22 protein-coding genes are annotated in these 20,302 nt (G+C 66.7%); 8 read left to right on the forward strand and 14 right to left on the reverse strand.

Features of this window, described 5'->3' with window-relative positions:
* Window positions 1-169 precede the first annotated feature (169 nt).
* Together V6W80_RS03250 and mtgA are read right to left on the reverse strand one after the other, a co-directional pair.
* Complete coding sequence (locus V6W80_RS03250; protein WP_338545830.1) at window positions 170-619, reverse strand: GNAT family N-acetyltransferase; 450 nt, start codon at window positions 617-619, stop codon at window positions 170-172.
* On the reverse strand, window positions 616-1,317 hold the full coding sequence (mtgA, locus tag V6W80_RS03255; RefSeq protein ID WP_007161651.1) for a monofunctional biosynthetic peptidoglycan transglycosylase: 702 nt from the start codon (window positions 1,315-1,317) through the stop codon (window positions 616-618). Before mtgA ends, V6W80_RS03250 begins: the two co-directional genes overlap by 4 nt.
* A gap of 68 nt (window positions 1,318-1,385) precedes the next feature.
* Between mtgA and V6W80_RS03260 the strand changes: the two genes are divergently transcribed.
* The 5 genes from V6W80_RS03260 (at window position 1,386) to V6W80_RS03280 (ending at window position 5,550) form a co-directional block, all read left to right on the forward strand.
* Window positions 1,386-1,763: a DUF423 domain-containing protein gene (locus tag V6W80_RS03260; protein ID WP_183633661.1), complete on the forward strand. Its 378-nt coding sequence runs from the start codon at window positions 1,386-1,388 to the stop codon at window positions 1,761-1,763.
* Window positions 1,764-1,856: 93 nt separating this feature from the next.
* The gene (gene thiS, locus V6W80_RS03265) at window positions 1,857-2,057 is read left to right on the forward strand and encodes a sulfur carrier protein ThiS (RefSeq protein WP_007161653.1); all 201 of its coding nucleotides are present in this window, start codon (window positions 1,857-1,859) and stop codon (window positions 2,055-2,057) included.
* 19 nt (window positions 2,058-2,076) lie between these two features.
* Window positions 2,077-2,859, forward strand: a complete 783-nt coding sequence (locus tag V6W80_RS03270) for a thiazole synthase (RefSeq protein WP_338545831.1) — start codon at window positions 2,077-2,079, stop codon at window positions 2,857-2,859.
* Window positions 2,860-2,927: 68 nt separating this feature from the next.
* Entirely contained in the window at window positions 2,928-3,638 is a 711-nt protein-coding gene (gene trmB, locus V6W80_RS03275; RefSeq protein WP_338545832.1) for a tRNA (guanosine(46)-N7)-methyltransferase TrmB, read from the forward strand.
* Window positions 3,639-3,807: 169 nt separating this feature from the next.
* Window positions 3,808-5,550 carry a putative bifunctional diguanylate cyclase/phosphodiesterase gene (locus tag V6W80_RS03280; protein WP_338545833.1) on the forward strand — a complete coding sequence of 581 codons (1,743 nt, stop codon included), beginning with the start codon at window positions 3,808-3,810 and terminating at the stop codon, window positions 5,548-5,550.
* On the opposite strand, the gene V6W80_RS03285 is transcribed toward V6W80_RS03280, so the two are convergent.
* From V6W80_RS03285 to V6W80_RS03325, 9 genes are all read right to left on the reverse strand, one after another.
* Window positions 5,547-5,873, reverse strand: a complete 327-nt coding sequence (locus tag V6W80_RS03285) for a DUF3392 family protein (protein ID WP_017640995.1) — start codon at window positions 5,871-5,873, stop codon at window positions 5,547-5,549. The two genes, V6W80_RS03280 and V6W80_RS03285, sit on opposite strands and share 4 nt — an antisense overlap.
* 14 nt (window positions 5,874-5,887) lie before the next feature.
* Complete coding sequence (gene hemW / locus V6W80_RS03290) at window positions 5,888-7,039, reverse strand: radical SAM family heme chaperone HemW (RefSeq protein WP_338545834.1); 1,152 nt, start codon at window positions 7,037-7,039, stop codon at window positions 5,888-5,890.
* Window positions 7,036-7,629, reverse strand: a complete 594-nt coding sequence (gene rdgB, locus V6W80_RS03295) for an RdgB/HAM1 family non-canonical purine NTP pyrophosphatase (protein ID WP_338545835.1) — start codon at window positions 7,627-7,629, stop codon at window positions 7,036-7,038. The genes hemW and rdgB overlap by 4 nt, the downstream gene beginning before the upstream one ends.
* Window positions 7,630-7,712: 83 nt before the next feature.
* Window positions 7,713-8,333, reverse strand: coding sequence for a methionine biosynthesis protein MetW (metW, locus tag V6W80_RS03300; RefSeq protein WP_017640992.1), 621 nt, complete (start codon window positions 8,331-8,333; stop codon window positions 7,713-7,715).
* A 5-nt stretch (window positions 8,334-8,338) separates the two neighbouring features.
* Window positions 8,339-9,478 carry a homoserine O-succinyltransferase MetX gene (metX, locus tag V6W80_RS03305; RefSeq protein WP_064309246.1) on the reverse strand — a complete coding sequence of 380 codons (1,140 nt, stop codon included), beginning with the start codon at window positions 9,476-9,478 and terminating at the stop codon, window positions 8,339-8,341.
* Between the two features lie 107 nt (window positions 9,479-9,585).
* Window positions 9,586-11,544 (reverse strand): dynamin family protein, encoded by a 1,959-nt coding sequence (locus V6W80_RS03310; RefSeq protein WP_184292033.1) that lies wholly within the window; start codon window positions 11,542-11,544, stop codon window positions 9,586-9,588.
* 117 nt (window positions 11,545-11,661) lie between these two features.
* A complete protein-coding gene (locus tag V6W80_RS03315) occupies window positions 11,662-12,255 on the reverse strand; it encodes a YggT family protein (RefSeq protein ID WP_338545836.1) in 594 nt (197 codons plus the stop codon).
* Between the two features lie 9 nt (window positions 12,256-12,264).
* Window positions 12,265-13,083, reverse strand: a complete 819-nt coding sequence (gene proC, locus V6W80_RS03320; RefSeq protein ID WP_017640988.1) for a pyrroline-5-carboxylate reductase — start codon at window positions 13,081-13,083, stop codon at window positions 12,265-12,267.
* A 9-nt stretch (window positions 13,084-13,092) separates the two neighbouring features.
* Entirely contained in the window at window positions 13,093-13,788 is a 696-nt protein-coding gene (locus tag V6W80_RS03325) for a YggS family pyridoxal phosphate-dependent enzyme (RefSeq protein ID WP_338545837.1), read from the reverse strand.
* Between the two features lie 126 nt (window positions 13,789-13,914).
* On the opposite strand from V6W80_RS03325, the gene V6W80_RS03330 reads away from it, so the two are divergent.
* Together V6W80_RS03330 and V6W80_RS03335 are read left to right on the forward strand one after the other, a co-directional pair.
* Complete coding sequence (locus tag V6W80_RS03330; RefSeq protein ID WP_338545838.1) at window positions 13,915-14,949, forward strand: type IV pilus twitching motility protein PilT; 1,035 nt, start codon at window positions 13,915-13,917, stop codon at window positions 14,947-14,949.
* The gene (locus V6W80_RS03335; protein WP_017640986.1) at window positions 14,949-16,091 is read left to right on the forward strand and encodes a PilT/PilU family type 4a pilus ATPase; all 1,143 of its coding nucleotides are present in this window, start codon (window positions 14,949-14,951) and stop codon (window positions 16,089-16,091) included. Before V6W80_RS03330 ends, V6W80_RS03335 begins: the two co-directional genes overlap by 1 nt.
* Here V6W80_RS03335 and V6W80_RS03340 read toward each other — a convergent pair.
* The 3 genes from V6W80_RS03340 to V6W80_RS03350 all read right to left on the reverse strand — a co-directional run bounded on the left by V6W80_RS03340 (window position 16,088) and on the right by V6W80_RS03350 (window position 19,438).
* The gene (locus tag V6W80_RS03340; protein ID WP_064309242.1) at window positions 16,088-17,536 is read right to left on the reverse strand and encodes a UdgX family uracil-DNA binding protein; all 1,449 of its coding nucleotides are present in this window, start codon (window positions 17,534-17,536) and stop codon (window positions 16,088-16,090) included. The genes V6W80_RS03335 and V6W80_RS03340 overlap by 4 nt on opposite strands.
* The gene (locus V6W80_RS03345) at window positions 17,537-18,748 is read right to left on the reverse strand and encodes a putative DNA modification/repair radical SAM protein (RefSeq protein WP_017640984.1); all 1,212 of its coding nucleotides are present in this window, start codon (window positions 18,746-18,748) and stop codon (window positions 17,537-17,539) included.
* Window positions 18,749-18,880: 132 nt separating this feature from the next.
* Complete coding sequence (locus V6W80_RS03350; RefSeq protein WP_017640983.1) at window positions 18,881-19,438, reverse strand: C40 family peptidase; 558 nt, start codon at window positions 19,436-19,438, stop codon at window positions 18,881-18,883.
* A 434-nt stretch (window positions 19,439-19,872) separates the two neighbouring features.
* Here V6W80_RS03350 and V6W80_RS03355 point away from each other — a divergent pair, with 434 nt between their 5' ends.
* On the forward strand, window positions 19,873-20,277 hold the full coding sequence (locus V6W80_RS03355) for an NINE protein (RefSeq protein ID WP_017640982.1): 405 nt from the start codon (window positions 19,873-19,875) through the stop codon (window positions 20,275-20,277).
* Window positions 20,278-20,302: the final 25 nt, after the last annotated feature.

Genomic DNA, 20,302 nt, shown 5'->3' on the forward strand with positions numbered 1-20,302 from the left:
GAAAAACCGCGCTCCAGGGCGCGGTTTTTTTATGGTCGTGATCCCAGGAGCGCTGCCCAAGCGCCTGCACAGGGCGGCACAAAGAGCGTTCTCGAGCCGCGAACGCTCTAGCTCTGGGAGCCTGGGGCAGGAAAGGGCTTTAGGGTGGACAAGTCTGCCGCCTGCCTTGCTAGGTCTCAGCGAGGCGCAGGTGCAGCAGCGGAAAGGGCCGGCCCTGGCCGTCCAGTGGAGAGCGGCCCACTTGCTCGAAACCAAGGTGCCGATAGAACCCTAGGGCCTGGGGATTTTGCTCGTTGACGTCGACATGGCGGATGCCCCGCTCGATGATGACCTGCTCCACCAGTTGCCGCCCTATACCGGTGCCCCGAACCGCGTTGGACACGAACAGCATCTCCAGGCGGTCGCCGTCGGTACCGGCGAAGCCCTGGATGACGCCCTGGCCATCGCGGTAGACCCGCAAGTCAACGGCCGGCAGCGCGTGGTCGCGAACCAGGCGGCGCAACGGATCAATGTCCGCTTCATCGAGAAAATCATGCGTCGCCCGGACCGCCTCTTCCCAGACCACTAGCAAGCGGTCGAAATCCGCCGGTGATCCCTGCTGAATTTGCCCCTGGCTCACTGTCCGGTCATCCGCCGCAGATAGTCGCTGCCGCCCAGCTGGCGTTCCTGCTGGCGGATCCAGGCGGCGCGTTCGGCGACGTAGGCGCTGGGGCGGCTCGGGCTCCATTCGCGAGGATTGGGCAGCACCGCGGCCAGCAGGCTGGCCTGGCGGTCGGAGAGGTAGGGCGCGCCTATGCCGAAATGGTGACGGGCCGCGGCCTCGGCGCCGAACACGCCGTCGTCCCATTCCACGCTGTTGAGATAGACCTCGAGGATGCGCTGCTTGGACCAGAAGGTTTCCAGCAGCACGGTGAACCAGGCTTCGAAGGCCTTGCGCAGATAGCTGCGACCGCTCCAGAGAAAGAGATTCTTGGCGGTCTGCTGGCTGATGGTGCTGGCGCCGCGCAGGGAACCGCCGGCTTCGTTGTGGCTGAAGGCCTGGCGGATCGCCGCCATGTCGAAGCCCCAGTGCTCGGCGAAGTGCTGGTCTTCACCGGCGATCACCGCCATCTTGAGATCGTCCGGCAGCTCCTTCCAGGGCCGCCAGTCGCGCTGCAGGTCGATGGGCTTGCCGTCGATCCAGGATTCGACCTTGCGCTCCACCATCAGCATGCTGCCCGGTGGCGGTACCCAGCGTAGGATCAGCACCAGGGCGGCGCTGAGGGCGGCGAACCAGAGGGCGATACGCAGGAGACGGCGGAGGAGGGTAAGCAGCATCGGCTTGGTCTTTGGCGGTTAGCGGGCCATTATAACCAGCGCTTCTCCTCCATCGCCCGGTAAAACCCATGTTGCGTCTCTTCCTGCTGTTCGCGGCCCTGGCCGGCTTCACCGGTGTCGGACTCGGCGCCTTCGCCGCCCATGGACTCAAGGGCCGGCTCACCGCCGACTACCTCGCGGTGTTCCAGACCGGCGTGCTCTATCAGCTCATCCACGCCCTGGCGCTGTTTGGCGTCGCCCTGCTGTCGCTGCACTTCCAGGGGCGCCTGGTGGCCTGGGCCGGTGGCTTTTTCATCGCCGGCATCCTGCTGTTTTCCGGCAGCCTCTATCTGCTGACGCTGACCGGCATCTCGCGGCTGGGCATCATCACCCCCTTCGGCGGCCTGTGCTTTCTCGCCGGCTGGGCCTGCCTGGCCATCCTCGCCTGGCGTTTGAGCAGTCTCTGAGCGCGCGCTGGCCGTCGTTCCCGGCCCGGCGCCGCTGCAATGAACGCCCGACCGGCGTAGAATGCCGGCTCACCCCGTGACGATGCCTTTGCCATGCAGATCCTGTTGAACGGCGAATCCCTTGAATTGCCGGACGGTGCCACCGTCGCCGACCTGCTCGTGCGTCTCGACCTGACCGGACGGCGAGTGGCGGTGGAACGCAACCTCGACATCGTGCCGCGCAGCCAGCACGCCACCACCGCCCTGGCGGATGGCGACCGGCTGGAAGTGGTCCACGCCATCGGCGGCGGCTAGCCGCGCAAGAGGAATCCAGATGAAAGACACTCCCTTCACCCTGGCCGGGCGCACCTATGCCTCGCGCCTGCTGGTCGGTACCGGCAAGTATCGTGACCTCGAAGAGACCCGCGTGGCCATCGAGGCCTCCGGTGCCGAGATCGTCACCGTGGCGGTGCGCCGTACCAACATCGGCCAGACGCCCGGCGAGCCCAATCTGCTCGACGTGATCTCGCCCGAGCGCTACACCATCCTGCCCAACACCGCCGGCTGCTATGACGCGGTGGAGGCGGTACGCACCTGCCGCCTGGCGCGCGAGCTGCTGGACGGCCACAATCTGGTCAAGCTGGAAGTCCTGGCCGACCAGAAGACCCTGTTCCCCAATGTCATCGAGACCCTCAAGGCCGCCGAAACCCTGGTCGCCGACGGCTTCGACGTCATGGTCTACACCAGCGACGACCCCATCGTCGCCCGCCAGCTGGAAGCCATCGGCTGCATCGCGGTCATGCCGCTGGCCGGTCTGATCGGCTCGGGTCTGGGGATCTGCAATCCCTACAACCTGCGCATCATCCTCGAAGAGGCCAAGGTGCCGGTGCTGGTGGACGCGGGGGTGGGTACCGCCTCCGACGCCACCATCGCCATGGAGCTGGGCTGCGAGGCGGTGCTGATGAACAGCGCCATCGCCCATGCCCGCGAGCCGGTGCTGATGGCCGAAGCCATGAAGCACGCCATCGTCGCCGGTCGCCTGGCCTATCTGGCCGGGCGCATGCCGCGCAAGCTCTATGCCACGGCGTCCTCGCCGCTGGACGGCCTGGTCGGCTGATCCGCGAGCGAACCCCCGTGCGCCCGGCTCCGTGCCGGGCGTCTCTTTTTCCCACTATCGATAACGCCATGACCGAACATCAAGACGACCAGACCCCCGACCGCCCCCGGCGCACCATCAAGAGCTTCGTGATGCGCGCTGGCCGCATGACCGAAGGCCAGCAACGCGGTCTCGACCAGGGTTGGCCGCGCTTCGGTCTGGAGCTGACCGACGGCCTGCGGGATTTCGACCGGGTGTTCGGGCGTCAGGCGCCGCGCACCTTCGAGATCGGCTTCGGCATGGGCCATTCCACCCTGGAAATGGCCGCTGCCGCGCCGGAGCAGGATTTCATCGGCGTCGAGGTGCATCGCCCGGGCGTGGGCGCGCTGCTCAACGGCGCCATGACCCAGGAACTGACCAATCTGCGGGTCTACAGCTGCGATGCCCTGGAAGTGCTGCGCCAGTGCGTGGCCGATGCCAGCCTGGACCGGGTGCTGCTGTTCTTTCCCGATCCCTGGCACAAGAGCCGCCACCACAAGCGCCGTATCGTCCAGCCGGCCTTCGCCGAGCTGGTCAGGCAGAAGCTCAAGGTCGGCGGGGTGCTGCACATGGCCACCGACTGGCAGGCCTATGCCGAACACATGCTCGAGATCATGAACGCCGCCCCGGGTTACCGTAATCTCGGCGACGCCTCGGGCTATGTGCCGCGCCCCGAGGAAAGACCCATCACCAAGTTCGAACGCCGTGGCGAACGCCTGGGGCATGGGGTCTGGGATCTCAAGTTCGAACGTCAGAGCTGACCGTGTATCGCTGACGAATCGACCTTGAGCTGCCGACGGGCAATTGGCATGATGGCCAATTGCCCTGCTGTGATGGCGGTTGCAGTCGAATTCACAGAGACGCCTGGATGTCAGCCCATTACAAGAACGCTAAACGGCCATGTGCCGCCCTTTGTGAGGGGCGGATCCGATGACGGACCGGGTACGTCCCGATTCGCCCGCGGCCGAGTTGCACGCCGTACGGCGCTGGCTCGAAGTCGAACGCAGCGCCCGGCAGCGCACCGAACGCTCGCTGCACCTCATCGCCTCGGCCTTCGCCCTCTGCCGCGACGCCATGGCCGTGCTGACCGAAAGCGGTCAGATCATTGAAGCCAATGACGCCCTGCGCGCCCTGATGCTCAGCGCGGAGCGCAGTGTCAGCGGTCAGTACCTGTCCCACTACATCAAGTTGCCCGAAGCGGCCATCCGCACCTTCGAGCGCGACGGCTATGCCCTGTGCGAAGCCCAGTTCCACGTCTCCGCCAAGCGCGTCACGCCGGTGGAGATCAGCCTGAGCCGCTTTGCCGGCGAGGCGGATCGCGAAGGCTATGTGGTCGCCAGCCTGAGGGACATCACCGAGCGCAAGCGCGCCGAGCAGGCCCTGGAGCGCATGGCCCTGAGCGATGCCCTGACCCAGTTGCCCAACCGGACCTCCTTCTACCAGGCTTTCGAGGCGCGCCTGCAGGACCTGGACGAGACCGGCAGCCTCGCCGTGCTGTTCATCGATGTCGACGGCTTCAAGGAGGTCAACGACTCCCTGGGTCACGCGGCCGGTGACGAGCTGCTCTGCGCCCTGGTGCGGGAGTTGCGCCAGGTGCTGGGAACTAGTGAGGTACTGGCACGCTGGGGCGGCGATGAATTCGTCGCCCTGCTGGACGTGAGGGATCGTGATCAAGCCCGCCAGGTGGCCGAACAGCTGGTGCAGGCGGTGGGTCGGCAGCAATGCATCGCCGGCCACGATATCCGCGTATCGGCCAGCATCGGCCTGAGTCTGGCCCCCGAAGAAGGGCTGGATGTGGAGACTCTGCTGCGCAACGCCGATGCCGCCATGTACGCGGCCAAGGCGGCTGGCAAGAGCCGGGTGCGCAGCTATGATCCGCAGCTGACCAGCGAGGCGCGCAGCAAGGTGACCCTGCTGGCGCATCTGCATGGCGCCATCGAGGCGGAGCTCGTCACCTTTGTGCTGCAGCCCAAGTTCGATGCCCATCAGCGCATGGTAAGTGCCGAATTGCTGGCGCGCTGGAATTGTCCGGGCGTCGGGGCCGTGCCGCCCAATGTCTTCGTCGCCCTGGCCGAGCAGAACGGTATGGCCTCGGCCCTCGGGCGCCTGGCCATCCGCCGCGCGGCCGCTTGCGCTCGGGCCCTGCAGGACGCCGGCCTGGAGATTCCGGTGGCGGTCAACATCTCGCCGCTGCAGGTGGCCGATGATGAGCTGGCCGAGGTGCTGGCGGCGGCCTGTGCCGAATTCGGTATCGCGCCCAGGGCACTGGAGCTGGAGGTGACCGAGTCGGTCTTCCTGCAGAAGGGCACGCCGGAGCGGCGCCTGGCCGCCTTGCGCGAGCAGGGCTTTCGGGTGGCGATGGATGACTTCGGCACCGGCTATTCGTCGCTGGGCTATCTGCACCGCTTGCCCTTCGACACCATCAAGATCGACCGGAGCTTTCTGCTGGCGGTGGACGCTGACGACAGATCCCGGCAACTGCTGGCCGGCATCGTCAGCCTGTGCCGCGCGCTGGACATGCAGATCGTCGCCGAGGGGGTGGAAACCCAGGCCCAGTTCGAATTGCTCAAGGACCTGGGCGTGGACACCTTCCAGGGCTTCCTGCTGGGGCGCCCGCAATCACTGGAGTGCCTGCTGGACAGTATCCGCGTCTGCCGGCGGGGCCAGCCCTAGCCGCGCCGCTCGGCCAGCACGCCCAGCAGGCAGACGCCGATCAGCAGCACCGGGGCCAGGGCATAGTTGTTGAACTGCGCCAGACCCTTGACCACCCAGGGGGTCAGGAAGGTCATGGCGGCGCCGTAGATCGCCAGGCACGCCAGGGCGAAGGCCGGGACGCGGATGGCGGTCGGCAGGCTGCCCAGGCGCGCCTGGATGAAGCCATTGACCTGGCTGCCGAACAGCACCAGCAGGGTAGCGGTGACCGCCAGGGCCACCTCGTCCAGGTGGCTGCGGCTCCAGCGGGAGAGGTCGGCGATATGGTCGAGCACGAAGTCCAAGGCAGAGCTCCTCGTCAGTCAGGCAGAAAGGATTGCAAGAGGTCGTTCAGGAACAGCTGGCCGCGAGCGGTGGGGCGCAGGCGCTGTGCATCCTCGGCCAGCAGCCCGGCCTGGCGCGCCGCGGCCAGCGCGGGTGCCAGACTGTCCAGCGACTGGCCGGTGCGCTGTGGATACCAGGCGGCCGGTACCCCGTCCACCAGGCGCAGGGCGTTCATCATGAAATCGAAGGGCAGGTCGGCCGGCTCCAACTGTTTCGCGCCGGCTTGGAAGGCCTTGGTCGGATCCAGGTAGTCCTTGGGCAGGCGAGTCTTCCAGGTACGCAGCAGGGTACCGTCCGGGGCGCTCAGCTTGGCATGGGCGCCGGCGCCGATGCCCAGGAAATCCCCGAAGCCCCAGTAGTTGAGATTGTGCCGCGCCTGGCGCCCGGGCTGGGCATAGGCGGAGGTCTCGTACTGCTGGTAGCCGGCGGTCGCCAGGCGCGCCTGGCCGGCTTCCTGGATATCCCAAAGGGTGTCGTCCTCGGGCAGCTCCGGCGGCTGGCTCCAGAACACCGTGTTGGGCTCCATGGTCAGCTGGTACCAGGACAGGTGCGTGGGCGCCAGGGCGATGGCCTGTTCGAGGTCGCCGAGGGCATCGGCGACGCTCTGCTCGGGCAGGCCGTGCATCAGGTCCAAGTTGAAATTGTCGAAGCCGGCGGCGCGCGCCCGGTCGGCGGCGCGGATGGCTTCATCGCGGCCGTGGATGCGCCCCAGGGCCTTGAGCTTGGCGTCCTGGAAGCTCTGGATGCCGATCGACAGCCGATTGATGCCCAGGCCGCGATAGGCGACGAACTTGGCCTGCTCGAAGGTGCCAGGATTGGCTTCCAGGGTGATCTCGATGTCCGGCGCGAGGCTCAGCCGCCGGGCCACGCCGTCCAGCAGGCGACCCAGGGCCTCAGCGGAAAACAGACTGGGTGTGCCACCCCCGAAGAAGATCGAGGTCAGCGGCCGGCCATGGACGTGGATCAGGTCCTGGTCCAGATCCGCCAGCAGGGCGTCGACGTACTCCGTTTCCGGTAGCGTCGGGCCAGCGGCATGGGAGTTGAAGTCGCAATAGGGGCACTTGCGCACGCACCAGGGGATATGGACGTAGAGCGCCAGTGGCGGCAAGGCGAAGGTGTCTGTCACAGCTGGAGCCGTTGCTTGAGCTGGGCCATGGCGCGGGCGCGATGGCTGCGCTGGTTCTTTTCCGCCGGCGCCAGTTCGGCCGCGGAGACCGCTTCGCCGTCGGGCTGGAACAGCGGATCGTAGCCAAAGCCATGCTCGCCCTGGGCGGCATGCAGGATGCGCCCGGGCCAGAGGCCTTCGCAGAGGATTGGCAGCGGATCGTCGGCGTGGCGCACCAGGGCGAGCACGCAGACGAACTGGGCGGTGCGCTCGGCGTCTGGCACATCACGCAGGGTGTCGAGCAGCTTGGCGTTGTTGGCGGCATCGCCCTGACCATCGGCGTAGCGCGCGGAATAGATACCAGGGGCGCCGCCGAGGGCGTCCACCGCCAGGCCCGAATCATCCGCCAGGGCCGGCAGACCGGACAGCCGCGCGGCGTTGCGCGCCTTGAGGATGGCGTTCTCGACAAAGGACAGCCCGGTTTCCTCGGGTTCCACCTGGCTGAATTCGCCCACCGAGCGCACCCGCACCCGGTCGCCGAGCATGGCCTGGAGTTCCTTGAGCTTGCCGGCGTTGTGGCTGGCGAGAACCAGTTCGGTAAAGTCGGACATGAGGGGCACCGTGTCGCGTTGAGAAGGGCGGCGTATTGTACGCGAAGCCGTGCCCAGGCTGGCCGCGCCGCCCGTGCCTTACGTCATATCGCGACGCGCAGGTCGTGCAGGTGCGGCGCGCTGACCCGGTAGATACCGATCTCGCCGAGCAGGTTGGGCCACAGCTTGCTGGCCCAGCCATGACGATGCAGGCGGTCCACGGCGAGACGATCCAGCACCTGGGCACGCTGTTCGCGGCAGAGGCGCTCGAAGTCCTCGAAGGTGCAGAAGTGGATGTTCGGCGTGTTGTACCAGGTGTAGGGCAGGAAGTCCGAGACCGGCATCCGCCCCTTGCCGCCCAGGTACAGCCGGCAGCGCCAGTGACCGAAGTTGGGAAAGGTGATGATGCACTGGCGACCGACCCTGAGCATCTCCTGGAGAATGCGGTCCGGGTACTGCATAGCCTGCAGCGACTGGGTCATGACCACCACGTCGAAGCTGTCACTGGCGAAGTTGGCCAGGCCGCCGTCGAGATCCTGCTCGATGACGTTGACGTCCTTGAGCAGGCATTCGGCGATCTTGTCCGGGTCGATCTCCAGGCCGTAGCCGGTGACCTGCTTGTGATCGCGCAGCCAGGCGAGCAGTTCGCCGGTGCCGCAACCGAGGTCGAGGACCCGGCTGCCGGCGGGGATCCATTCCTGAATGATGTCCAGATCGGCGCGCACGGCAGCTATACCTCGATGCGGGTCATGTAGTGGGAGAAGGCCTGCAGATAGCGCGGGATGGGAATGAGGAAGGCGTCATGGCCCTGGGGCGCGTCGACCTCCAGGTAGCTGACGTCCTTGCGAGCGGCCATCAGGGCGTTGACGATCTCCTTGGAGCGCGCCGGCGAGAAGCGCCAGTCGGTGGTGAAGGAGACGATCAGGAAGCGCGCCTGCACCCCGGCCAGGGTCTTGGCCAGGTCGCCGCCATGGGCATGAGCCGGATCGAAGTAGTCCAGCGCTTTGGTCATCAGCAGGTAGGTGTTGGCGTCGAAACGGCCGGAGAATTCTTCGCCCTGGTAGCGCAGGTAGCTTTCCACCTGGAATTCGACGCTGTGGAAGTCGTAGTTGAGCTGGTCGGTCTTGAGTTCGCGACCGAATTTTTCGCCCATGGCCTCGTCGGACAGGTAGGTGATGTGGCCGACCATGCGCGCCAGCATCAGGCCGCGCTTGGGGATCACACCCTTTTCCTGGAAGTGGCCGGCGTGGAAGTCCGGATCCGAGAGGATGGCCTGGCGCGCCACCTCGTTGAAGGCGATGTTTTCCGCCGACAGCTTGGGCGCCGAGGCGATGGCCAGGCAGTGGCGGATGCGCTCGGGATAGCTGATGGTCCACTGCAGCGCCTGCATGCCGCCCAGGCTGCCGCCGATCACCGCCGCCCACTGCCCGATACCCAGGCGATCGGCCAGGCGTGCCTGGCTGTTGACCCAGTCTTCCACGGTCAGCACCGGGAAGTCGGCGCCATAGGCCCGACCGGTCTCGGGGTTCGGACTGCTCGGACCGGTGGAGCCGTTGCAGCCGCCCAGATTGTTGAGGGCGACCACGAAGAACTTGCGCGTGTCGATGGGCTTGCCGGGGCCGATGCAGCTGTCCCACCAGCCGGGCTTGCGGTCGTCCAGGCTGTGATAGCCGGCCGCGTGGTGATGGCCGGAGAGCGCGTGGCAGATCAGCACGGCGTTGCTGCGACTGGCGTTGAGTTCGCCATAGGTCTCGACCATCAGGTCATAGGCCGGCAGGGTGCGACCACAGGCCAGGGCCAGCGGCTCGCTGAAATGCAGCAGCTCGGGGGTGACCAGGCCGACGGAATCTTCGGGAATGACGCTGGGCATTGACGGCTCGTCCGGGGCGGGGCTCGCCAGTCTAAAGAGCACCGCCGGGAGCGGCAAGGGCAGGCGTGGCGCGGCGGTCAAGGGCCGCGCCACGGTAGCGGATGGCGCTAGCCGACCCGCGCCAGCGGCAGCGCGACCACGTTGTCGTGGCGCTGGGAGGGCGCCGGCCGGCTGATCTGCTTGAGCATGTCGCTGACCTCGCTGAGCTGCCCGTGCAGGACGTCCTCGTGCACCTGTAGCCGGCGCACCTGCTCCTGGCTGTTGAGGTTCTGCTGGGTGAGCTGCTTGAGTGCCAGCATGCTGGTTTCCAGCAGCTGCTTCTGCTCGCGGGTGTGCTGCACCAGCGGGGTCAGGGCGCCGTCGTTCCAGCGCAGCACCTGGGCATGGGCGCCTTCCTGCAGCGCCTGGACCTCCTGGGCCACGGTGGCGAAGAAGCGGCGGGCCAGGGCGCTCTGCTCGGTGAGCAGGGTCTTGACCTGACGCTGGACCTCCTCGGTCTTGAGTTGCAGCTGGCGCAGCTCGCGGACATAGGGGCGGATGCGCAGTCGCGGCGCTTCCAGGGGATGCAGCGGATTCTCGACATTGTGCCGCTGGTAGACTGCGCCGAGCACCTTGTTGGCCCGGTCCGCCTCGTTGTCCAGGGCCAGCAGGTCATGCTCGACCACGCGAAAGAAACGGGCGATGGACTGGTTGATGCCGACGGTGGTCAGGCTGCTGCGGAATTCCCGGCGGGCGGTGTCCAGATGGGCGTCCAGGCGCTCCGACGCGACCAGGTCGGTCAGCAGCTTGCGCTGCCCGGCCAGCATGTTCTGGGTGGTGCGTAGGTCCAGCAGGCGACGGTGATACTGGTCGTATTCCTGGCGCGTGCGAGCGGTCTGCAATTCCAGGCCGGCACCGGGCAATTCCTCGTCGGCCAGTTGCGCGTACTGGGCGCGAATGGCTTCCAGGCGCTGCTCGATGAGGGTACGGCTGGCGCCCAGCAGACCACTGGCCTGCTGCACGATGCGCTGCTGCAACAGACGCTCGCGGGCGCCGACGATGCGTTCGGCGAGCAGCTGTTCGAGGCTGTCGAGCTGGCTGCGCGCGAGCAGTTCCAGATCGCCGCGGACCTTGCCCAGCAGCGCCTGCTTGGCCGACAGCGGCAGGATGTGCTCGGCCGGCAGCGCCAGTTGCCGGGCGCTGGCCTGGCGGACGTTTTCCAGCGACTGGGCGACATGGGCGACCCCGCCGAGGTCGTCCCAGAGGCTGTCGATCTTGTTCATCACCGCGAACAGCCGCTCCGGGGCATCGCCCAGGGAGGGCTTGACGCACTGTTCCCAGAGCGCCAGGTCCGAAGCGGTCACGCCGGTGTCGGCACCGATCAGAAAGAGTACGGCCTGGGCGTGGGGCAGCAGCGACAGGGTCAGTTCGGGTTCGGCGCCCAGGGCGTTGAGGCCGGGGGTGTCGAGGATGCGCAGGCCCTGGCGCAGCAACGGGTGGTCGATGCTGATCAGCGCGTGGCGCCAGGCCGGGATACTGACCAGACCGGCGCTGTCGAGCTGTTCCAGCTGCTCGGGATCGAAGCCGAGTTGCACGGCGGCGGCGGTTTCCACCTCGCGGGTCTCAGTGACCTTGGCCAGCAGGGCGGCCATGGCGTCCGGGTGGCGGTCGTCCAGGGCGAAGCGCTGCCAGGCCTCGGGCGTCTTGCGCCAGGCGGCCAGGCTGCGTTCGTCCAGGCGGCTATCGATGGGCAGCAGCTGCAGATAGGGACCGTCGGCCCCGGCGTCATGGAAGATCTCGGTGGGGCACATGGTGGTGCGCCCGGCCTGGGACGGCAGCATGCGCTGGCCGTAGTCGGCGAAGAAGAGGGCGTTGATCAGCTCGGTCTTGCCGCGGGAGAACTCGCCGGCGAAGGCCAGGGTGATGCCGTCGGCCTGCAATTCGCTCTGGCAGCTGGCCAGGGCGGCGTCCAGTGCCGGGGAGGCCAGACGATTACGCTGCAACCAGTCGCGGTAGCGGCCCAATTGGGTGTCGAGTTCGGCTTTCCACGTGGCATAGGCATCGACGTGGCGGAACAGGCGTTCCATAGGGGACTTCCTTGACCTGGACAGCAAAGGCTGGACGGTGCCCCAGCGTCCAGAGGACGTCAATGCCGCCTCCGCCACGACGCGGCAGGCGGTCGTGGCGGGTGCGCGAGTGGTGCGTCAGAGGAAGGGGGCGAGAATCTGCGGCATGCCGGTGGCTGCGGCCAGCTGGCCGATGACGAAGCGATCCAGCAGATTGATCACGATGAAGGCGAAGATCGGCGACAGATCCAGGCCACCCAGACTCGGCAGGATGCGGCGGAAGGGGGCCAGCAGCGGCTCGCAGATCTGATTGACCAGCTCGGCGGCGGGGTTGTGGGTCTGGGGCGCGACCCAGGAGAGGATGACGCTGACGATCAGGGCGAAGAAGAACACCTTGAGGAACAGCGAAGCCACGCCCAGCAGGGCCCAGATCAGCAAGGCGGGGAACAGACCGCTGATGCTGGCGCCGAGCAGCACCACCACGACCATCATCAGCGCCAGCTGGACCAGGATCGCCAGTACCAGGGCCGCCAGATCGACGCCGCCGAAGCCGGGAATGATGCGCCGCACGGGCTTGAGCAGCGGCTGGGTGGCGCGCACGGTGAATTGCGACAGCGGATTGTAGAAGTCGGCCCGCACCAGCTGCAGGATGAAACGCAGCAGGATGATCAGCAGATAGAGACTGCCGAGGGTCTGGATGACGTAGACGAGGGCTTGCGCGAAAGCGGACATGGATACTCCTTATCGATCCGGCAACTGGGCCAGTTCCGCAGCCCGGTCGGCCGCGGCGGTGAGGGCTTCTTCCACCAGGTCCGCGAAGGCCCCGGCTTGGAAGGTTTCGATGGCGCGTTCGGTGGTGCCCTTGGGGGACATCACCGAACGACGCAATTGTTCGGGGCTGCGGTCGCCCTGACAGGCCATGGCGGCGGCGCCGCGGGCGGTGTGCAGGGTCAGCTGTTCGGCCACCGCGGCCGGCAGGCCGAGCTTGGTGCCGGCCTGAGTCATGGCTTCCATCAGCAGGAAGAAATAAGCCGGGCCACTGCCGGAGACGGCGGTGACCGCGTCCAGCTGCTGTTCTTCCTCGACCCAGAGGGCCAGGCCGACCGCGGCGAGGATCTCCTGGGCGCGGGCGCGCTGTTCGGCGGTGACCTGGTCGTTGGCGAACAGGCCGCTGGCACCCAGGCGCAGCTGCGAAGGCACGTTGGGCATGCAGCGCACCAGCGCGCGCTGGCCCAGCCAGCGTGTCAGGCTGGCGCAGGTGATGCCGGCGGCGACCGAGACGATCAGCTGGTCCGGGCGCAGATGGGGAGCCAACTCCTGGCAGACCTCGCCCATCACCTGGGGCTTCACGCCCAGGACCACCACATCGGCGTCGGCGAGCACGGCGCTGTTGCTGGCCTCGACGCGGATGCCGTGCTCCCGGGCCAGCGCCTCGCGCTTGGCCGGGTTGCGATTGCTGGCGCTGAGCTGCCGGGCCGGCACGCCCTGGGCGAGCAGGCCGCCGATGATGGCGCCGGCCATGTTGCCAGCGCCGATGAAGGCGATGCGGGTGTCGTTCATCGAGACTTCCTAGGTTGAAGAGGCGACGCCGTAGTCGCGGGCGCCGAAGAGGGCGGTACCGACGCGGACCCAGGTGGCGCCCTCGGCGATGGCGGCTTCCAGATCCTGGCTCATGCCCATGGACAGGGTGTCCAGGTTCAGGTTCAGCGTCTCGCTCAAGGTGCGCAGCCGGGCAAAGGCGGCGCGCTGGCTGGCCGGGTCGTCGGTGGCTTCGGGAATGGCCATCAGGCCACGCAAACGCAGGTTGGGCAACTGGCTCACCGCGGTGGCCAACGCTGGGAGTTCGTCGGGGTGGCAGCCGGACTTGCTGGCTTCGCCGCTGACGTTGACCTGCAGGCAGATGTTCAGCGGCCCACGCTCGGGCGGGCGCTGTTCGGCCAGGCGCTGGGCGATCTTCAGGCGATCCACCGAATGCACCCAGTCGAAGTGGCTGGCGATGGCGCGGGTCTTGTTGGACTGGATGGGACCGATGAAATGCCACACCAGTGGCAGGTCGGCCAGCGCCGGCTGCTTGTCCAGCGCCTCCTGCAGGTAGTTCTCGCCAAAGTCGCGCAAGCCGGCGGCGGCGGCCTCGCGCAAGGCGGCGGCGGGCTTGGTCTTGCTCACCGCCAGGAGGCCGACAGTCGCGGGATCGCGGCCTGCCGTCCGGCTGGCGGCGGCGATGCGTTCGAGTACGGTTGCGCTATTCTCGGCTATCGTGGACATTCAGCCCCTGCTTGCGTCGGCGCATCCGGCAGGCCTCGGCGTACCGGATGAGTGAGTGGCGGTGACCAAGTCAGACCGCCAGTGCTGCGCGGCATTCTACCTGCTTGCTCGACATCTGGGAGTCCCATGGATATCACCGAATTGCTGGCCTTTTCCGCGCGGCAAGGCGCCTCCGACCTGCACCTGTCCGCCGGCCTGCCGCCGATGATCCGCGTCGACGGCGACGTGCGCCGCATCAACCTGCCGGCCTTCGAGCACAAGCAGGTGCACGCGCTGATCTACGACATCATGAACGACAAGCAGCGCAAGGACTTCGAGGAATTCCTGGAGACCGACTTCTCCTTCGAGGTGCCGGGCGTGGCGCGCTTCCGGGTCAACGCCTTCAACCAGAATCGCGGCGCCGGCGCGGTGTTCCGGACCATCCCTTCCAAGGTGCTGAGCATGGAAGAGCTGGGCATGGGCGAGGTGTTCAAGAAGATCACCGACGTTCCGCGCGGCCTGGTGCTGGTGACCGGGCCGACCGGTTCGGGCAAGTCCACCACCCTCGCGGCCATGCTCGACTACCTCAACAACACCAAGTACCACCACATCCTCACCATCGAGGACCCCATCGAATTCGTCCACGAATCCAAGAAGTGCCTGGTCAACCAGCGCGAGGTGCACCGCGACACCCTGGGCTTCTCCGAGGCCCTGCGCTCGGCGCTGCGCGAGGACCCGGACATCATCCTGGTCGGCGAGCTGCGCGACCTGGAGACCATCCGCCTGGCGCTGACCGCGGCCGAGACCGGGCACCTGGTGTTCGGCACCCTGCACACCACCTCGGCGGCCAAGACCATCGATCGGGTGGTGGACGTCTTTCCGGCGGAAGAGAAGTCCATGGTGCGTTCCATGCTGTCCGAATCCCTGCAGGCGGTGGTCTCCCAGACCCTGCTCAAGAAGGTCGGCGGCGGCCGGGTGGCGGCCCACGAGATCATGATCGGTACCCCGGCCATCCGTAACCTGATCCGCGAGGACAAGGTGGCGCAGATGTATTCCTCAATCCAGACCGGTGGCGGCCTGGGCATGCAGACCCTGGACATGTGCCTCAAGGCGCTCCTGGCCAAGGGGCTGATCAGCTGCGACGCGGCCCGCGAGAAGGCCAAGACGCCGGAGAACTTCTGATGGATTTCGACAGGTTCCTGCAACTGATGGTGGACAAGGGGGCGTCCGACCTCTTCATCACCACCGGCGTGCCTCCCTCGATGAAGATCAACGGGCGCATGACGCCGGTCACCAAGGATTCGCTCACGCCGGATCAGTGCCGAGCCATCGTGCTGGGGGTGATGAACGACGAGCAGCGGCAGGAATTCCAGCAGAAGCGCGAGTGCAACTTCGCCATCAGCGCCCGCGGCATCGGTCGCTTCCGGGTCAGCGCCTTCTACCAGCGCAACCTGGTGGGCATGGTGCTGCGCCGCATCGAGGTCAACATTCCCACGGTCGAGCAGCTGCGCCTGCCGGAGATCATCAAGAAGCTGGCCATGACCAAGCGCGGGCTGGTGATCTTCGTCGGCGCCACCGGCACCGGCAAGTCCACCTCGCTGGCGGCCATGATCGGCCATCGCAACAGGAACTCGGCGGGACACATCATTTCCATCGAGGACCCCATCGAATACATCCACCAGCACCAGGGGTGCATCGTCACCCAGCGCGAGGTGGGCATCGACACCGAATCCTTCGAGGTGGCCCTGAAGAACACCCTGCGCCAGGCGCCGGACGTCATCATGATCGGCGAGATCCGCAGCCGGGACACCATGGAGCACGCCCTGGCCTTCGCCGAGACCGGTCACCTGTGCCTGGCCACCCTGCACGCCAACAACGCCAACCAGGCGCTGGATCGCATCATCCATTTCTTCCCGGCCGATCGGCACAGCCAGACCTGGATGGACCTGTCGCTCAATCTCAAGGGCATCGTCGCCCAGCAACTGGTGCCCACCACCGATGGCCAGGGCCGTCGTGCCGTGATCGAGGTGCTGCTCAACACCCCGCTGGCCGCCGACCTGATCCGCAAGGGCGAGGTGCACGAACTCAAGGCGCTGATGAAGAAGTCCGGCGAACTGGGCATGCAGACCTTCGACCAGTCGCTCTATGGTCTCTATCGCGACGGCGAGATCAGCTACGAAGCGGCCTTGGCCCACGCCGATTCCGCCAACGACCTGCGGCTGATGATCAAGCTGGGGTCGGAAACGGACGCCGATCACCTCAATCAGCTCACCCGCAACCTCTCGGTGGACATGGGCGACGATCCGCCCAAGCGCTTCCGCTAGCCTTCGTCTTCGTTCTCGGCGGCCAGGGTCCTGGCCTCGCGCAGAGCGGCGACCAGCGCCTGGCGTGCCTGCTCCTGCTGCTCGGCGTCCGGGGTGCGCAGGATGTAAGAGGGGTGATAGGTGGCAATGATCCAGCGCTCGTCCAGCCGCAGTGGTCGGCCCATGAATTGCGCCAGGCCCCGTGGCTTGCGTTTGAGCAAGGCTTCCAGGGCGGTCGAGCCCAGGGCCACCACCACGGTCGGCTGGATGTCGCGCAGTTCCTGCTCTAGCCAGTAGCGGCAGGGCGCGATCTCCGGTCCCGGGGTGACGTGCTTGCGCCGCCTGCCCTGGGGAATCCATTTGAAGTGCTTGACCGCATTGGTCAGGAACACCTCGCTGCGCGCGAGGCCGGCCTCGGCCAGCGCCGCCATCAGCACCTGCCCGGCCGGGCCGACGAAGGGGCGACCCGCCAGGTCTTCCTGATCGCCGGGCTGCTCGCCCAAGAGCAGGATGCGGGCGGTGCGCGGGCCTTCGCCGGCCACCGGCTGGGTAGCCTTTTCCCACAACTCGCAGCGGCGGCACTCGTCGAGGGTGGTGGGCAGCGGGCGTTCCGGCTGGGCGCGCTCGGCGGCGATCAGCACCTCGCGACCGCCCTGGCGGCCCACGGCTTCGGCCTGGGCCAGGCGCTGGGCGCCGGCCCGTGCCTCGCTGAGCAGCGCCGGGATCAGCGGCCCTTCCGGTAGATCCTTCCAGAAGCGCGCCGGCATGTTGCCGCGCAAGGTGCGCGGATTGGCCCGCGCCGGATTGAAGGTGCTGCGGTAGTAGGCGCGCCAGAGTTCGTCGCCGGCGTTGCGGTCATCGTCTTCCGGCGTCTGCCGCGCCAGTTGCTGCAGCTCGGCGGGGCAGGGCTCCACCAGTTGCAGCGCCTGGCCATCCCATAGCGCGGCGGCCTCGGGGGTCGCGATCAGCCAGCTGCTGTTGCCCATGCGGTCGCAGAAATGCGGCGCCGCCAGGGCCAGGACGTCGTGGGCCGGCTGGTGCCAGGCCACCCAGGCCGGCGGCCCCGCGCTCTCCGCACGCGGTCGAAAGCGCAGGAAGGCATGCACATGGTGGATCTCGCGGCGAATCGCCTTGACCCGGCGCTGCAATTCGCTGCCGTCTTCGTCACCGGCCAGCATCGCCGCACGCTCGCCCCGGGCGACCCGCCAGAGCACCTGGTAGAGCAGCGCCCAGCGATCGTCGCTGCGAAAGCAGGCGGCATAGGTCAGGGCTTCGGCCAGTTGCGGCGGGATGCGTATGGCGCCACTGGGCGGCGGCGCCGTGGCCTCGGCCGGTTCGTCGAACAGATCGCCCAGGCCGCGACTTTCCTGCCAGCTCACCTGGGCCGGGGCGATACCCGCCTGGAGCAACCGGCGCGCCTCCTTGCGCCAGCCGGCGAAGGTGCCGTCGAAGTCGACTCTCTGCATCTAGAGCAGGGCGAGCTGGGCGGGCGGTTCGGCGAGTTGCCGGCGCAGGTCGAGGGATTCCGCCAGGCGCGGCTGCGGTCGGTAGTCCTGGGTGATGATGAAGGGCCGTGCCTTCTCGACGCTGCATTTCAGGCGGATCAGATCAGCGTAGCGGATGCGCCGCTCGCGCCTGAGCTCCACCAGCCGCTTGGCCGAGAGCACGCCGATGCCGGGCACCCGGGCGATCAGCGCCTGGTCGGCGCGATTAAGATCCAGCGGGAAGATGGCCCGGTTGTGCAGCGCCCAGGCCAACTTGGGGTCCACGTCCAGCGGCAGCTGGCCGTCTTCGGTAGGCAACTCCTCCGCCTGGAAGCCATAGCCGCGCATGAGGAAGTCGGCCTGGTACAGCCGGTGCTCGCGCAGCAGGGGCGGCGGTTGCAGCGGCACCGTACCCGGGCTTTCCGGGATGGGGCTGAAGGCCGAATAGTAGACGCGCTTGAGGCGATAGGCGCCATACAGGGTCTGGGCGGTATCGAGGATGGTGCGGTCGTCAGTGGCATCGGCGCCCACGATCATCTGGGTGCTCTGGCCAGCTGGCGCGAAACGCGGCGCCTTGGCTTCGGCCTCGGCTTCCTCCAGACCCAGGCGAATGTTGCCCATGGTCTTGCGGATGCTGCTGCCGTTCTTTTCCGGCGCCAGCTTGATCAGGCTGCTCTCGGTGGGCAGTTCGATGTTCACCGACAGGCGATCGGCATAGAGACCGGCCTGGGCGATGATCTCGGGATCGGCGTCGGGAATGGTCTTGAGGTGGATATAGCCGCGGAACTGGTGCTGTTCGCGCAGCAGCTGGGCCACCCGGGTCATCTGCTCCATGGTGTAGTTGGAGGAGCGGATGATGCCGGAGCTGAGAAACAGCCCGCTGATGACGTTGCGCCGGTAGAAGTCGAGGGTCAGCTGCACCACTTCCTCGGGCGTGAAGCGCGCCCGCGGCACATTGCTGCTGCGGCGATTGACGCAGTACTGGCAGTCGTACTGGCAGAAATTGGTCAGCAGCACCTTGAGCAGCGCCACGCAGCGCCCATCCGGGGTGAAGCTGTGGCAGATGCCCATGCCATCGGTCGAGCCCAGGCCGTCCTTGCCCTTCGAGCTGCGTTTGGGCGCACCGCTGCTGGCGCAGGATACGTCGTACTTGGCGGCATCGGCGAGAATGATCAGCTTGTCGGCGAGCTCCATCGAGATCTCCTGGACTGTGATTGCATACAGTATCCAGGAAGCGGAGCGTCGTTCAATGGCTTTGCGCCGGGCGGCGCCGAGTGGAGCGACACTCCGCCGGGCGGTAGTGCCCGGCGAAGCGAGGGGGAGGGATCAGGACTTGCGGGTACGCTTGGTACGCGGCTTGTCCGCGACGGACGTGGTTTCCGCCGCCAGGGTGGTGGGCTGTTGCAGTACGCGCTTGGCCGAGGCGAACCTCTTGGTCCAGTAGGGCTTGCTCAGGTGATCGACGCGAACGCTTTCGCCGCTACGCGGGGCATGGACGAAACGGTCGTTGCCCAGATAGATGGCGACGTGATCGATGCCGCTGCGCTGACCGGTCTTGAAGAACACCAGGTCACCGGCCTTGAGATCGCCACGGGCGACCTTGGGGCCCTTGAGCTGGGACAGCTCACGGGAGGTACGCGGCAGCTTGACGTTGTGTACGTCGCGATAGACGTAGTTCACCAGGCCGCTGCAATCCAGGCCGTTCTGCGGATTGGTCCCGCCGTAGCGATAGGGCGTACCGACCAGGTCCATGGCGCGGGTCGCGACCTGGGCGCCGACGTTGCGGGTGGCAGCCTGGGCGGTGGCCTGCTTACGGTGCAGGGCGCTGGTGGCGCGGGCGGCGTGCTTGGCGCGGGCGGCGGAGGCTGCCTGGGTAGGGTCCACCTTCGCGACGCGGCGAGCGGCGGCCTTGGGCGCGGGAGCAGCGGAGGCGTGCCGGGCGGCGGTCTTGGGAGCTGAAGCGGCGGTGACATGCCGGGCTGCGACCTTGTGGACCGGAGCGGCAGTGCGCGCTGCAGAGTTCTCTTTCGCTTGTACTGCCGCGGGCAGCACAAGACAGGCGGAGAGCCATGTCAGAAGAAATAAACGCATTGTCGTAGGGGTGTCTGAAGATCGAAGCGAGGGATTCTATACCAACCCTGTGGATATTTTGTGCACCTCTCATCAAGAAATTATGTAATTTTTAGCGGAAAGTGGGGTCCCTAGAGCGCCAACCAGTGAGACTCCCTGGGCATTCATCCAGTTTTCGACATAAAGTCATGGTGAATGTAAGGGTGTCGGTAAGGTGGGTCTTTTCCTTCAGTCGCGAGGTCGTAGGCATGCAGTATCAGGACACCCACAGCAAGGTCATGGGCTATCTGCTGTGGATCTTCGGTTTTCTCGGCGCTCATCGCTTCTACTATGGCAAACCGGTCACCGGCACCCTCTGGTTCTGCACCCTGGGTCTGCTGGGCATCGGCTGGCTGATCGATCTGTTCCTGATCCCGGCCATGGATCGCGAGGCGGATCTGCGTTTCCAGTCCGGTTCGATCAACTACAGTCTGGGCTGGATCCTGCTGACCTTTCTCGGCATCTTTGGCGTCCATCGCCTCTATCTGGGCAAGTGGATCACCGCCATCCTCTATTTCTTTACCGCGGGTTTCTTCCTGCTGGGCGTGCTCTACGACTTCTGGACGCTCAACTCGCAGATCTCCGAAGAGAATCGCCGGCGGCTGGTGCGCTAATCCAGTTAAGAGACAGAGAAAAGGG

It is taken from the genome of Pseudomonas benzopyrenica (assembly GCF_036884265.1).
In the GTDB taxonomy this organism is placed as follows: Bacteria; Pseudomonadota; Gammaproteobacteria; order Pseudomonadales; family Pseudomonadaceae; genus Chryseomonas; species Chryseomonas benzopyrenica.

Coding starts and splice junctions, on each gene's coding strand:
- V6W80_RS03270 (WP_338545831.1), top strand. CDS start 2,077: ATGAAAGACACTCCCTTCACCCTGGCCGGGCGCACCTATGCCTCGCGC.
- V6W80_RS03345 (WP_017640984.1), bottom strand. CDS start 18,748: ATGGAGCTCGCCGACAAGCTGATCATTCTCGCCGATGCCGCCAAGTAC.
- mtgA (WP_007161651.1), bottom strand. CDS start 1,317: ATGCTGCTTACCCTCCTCCGCCGTCTCCTGCGTATCGCCCTCTGGTTC.
- V6W80_RS03315 (WP_338545836.1), bottom strand. CDS start 12,255: ATGTCCGCTTTCGCGCAAGCCCTCGTCTACGTCATCCAGACCCTCGGC.
- V6W80_RS03340 (WP_064309242.1), bottom strand. CDS start 17,536: ATGCAGAGAGTCGACTTCGACGGCACCTTCGCCGGCTGGCGCAAGGAG.
- rdgB (WP_338545835.1), bottom strand. CDS start 7,629: ATGTCCGACTTTACCGAACTGGTTCTCGCCAGCCACAACGCCGGCAAG.
- proC (WP_017640988.1), bottom strand. CDS start 13,083: ATGAACGACACCCGCATCGCCTTCATCGGCGCTGGCAACATGGCCGGC.
- trmB (WP_338545832.1), top strand. CDS start 2,928: ATGACCGAACATCAAGACGACCAGACCCCCGACCGCCCCCGGCGCACC.
- V6W80_RS03310 (WP_184292033.1), bottom strand. CDS start 11,544: ATGGAACGCCTGTTCCGCCACGTCGATGCCTATGCCACGTGGAAAGCC.
- V6W80_RS03335 (WP_017640986.1), top strand. CDS start 14,949: ATGGATTTCGACAGGTTCCTGCAACTGATGGTGGACAAGGGGGCGTCC.
- V6W80_RS03280 (WP_338545833.1), top strand. CDS start 3,808: ATGACGGACCGGGTACGTCCCGATTCGCCCGCGGCCGAGTTGCACGCC.
- V6W80_RS03330 (WP_338545838.1), top strand. CDS start 13,915: ATGGATATCACCGAATTGCTGGCCTTTTCCGCGCGGCAAGGCGCCTCC.
- thiS (WP_007161653.1), top strand. CDS start 1,857: ATGCAGATCCTGTTGAACGGCGAATCCCTTGAATTGCCGGACGGTGCC.
- V6W80_RS03325 (WP_338545837.1), bottom strand. CDS start 13,788: ATGTCCACGATAGCCGAGAATAGCGCAACCGTACTCGAACGCATCGCC.
- metX (WP_064309246.1), bottom strand. CDS start 9,478: ATGCCCAGCGTCATTCCCGAAGATTCCGTCGGCCTGGTCACCCCCGAG.
- V6W80_RS03260 (WP_183633661.1), top strand. CDS start 1,386: ATGTTGCGTCTCTTCCTGCTGTTCGCGGCCCTGGCCGGCTTCACCGGT.
- V6W80_RS03355 (WP_017640982.1), top strand. CDS start 19,873: ATGCAGTATCAGGACACCCACAGCAAGGTCATGGGCTATCTGCTGTGG.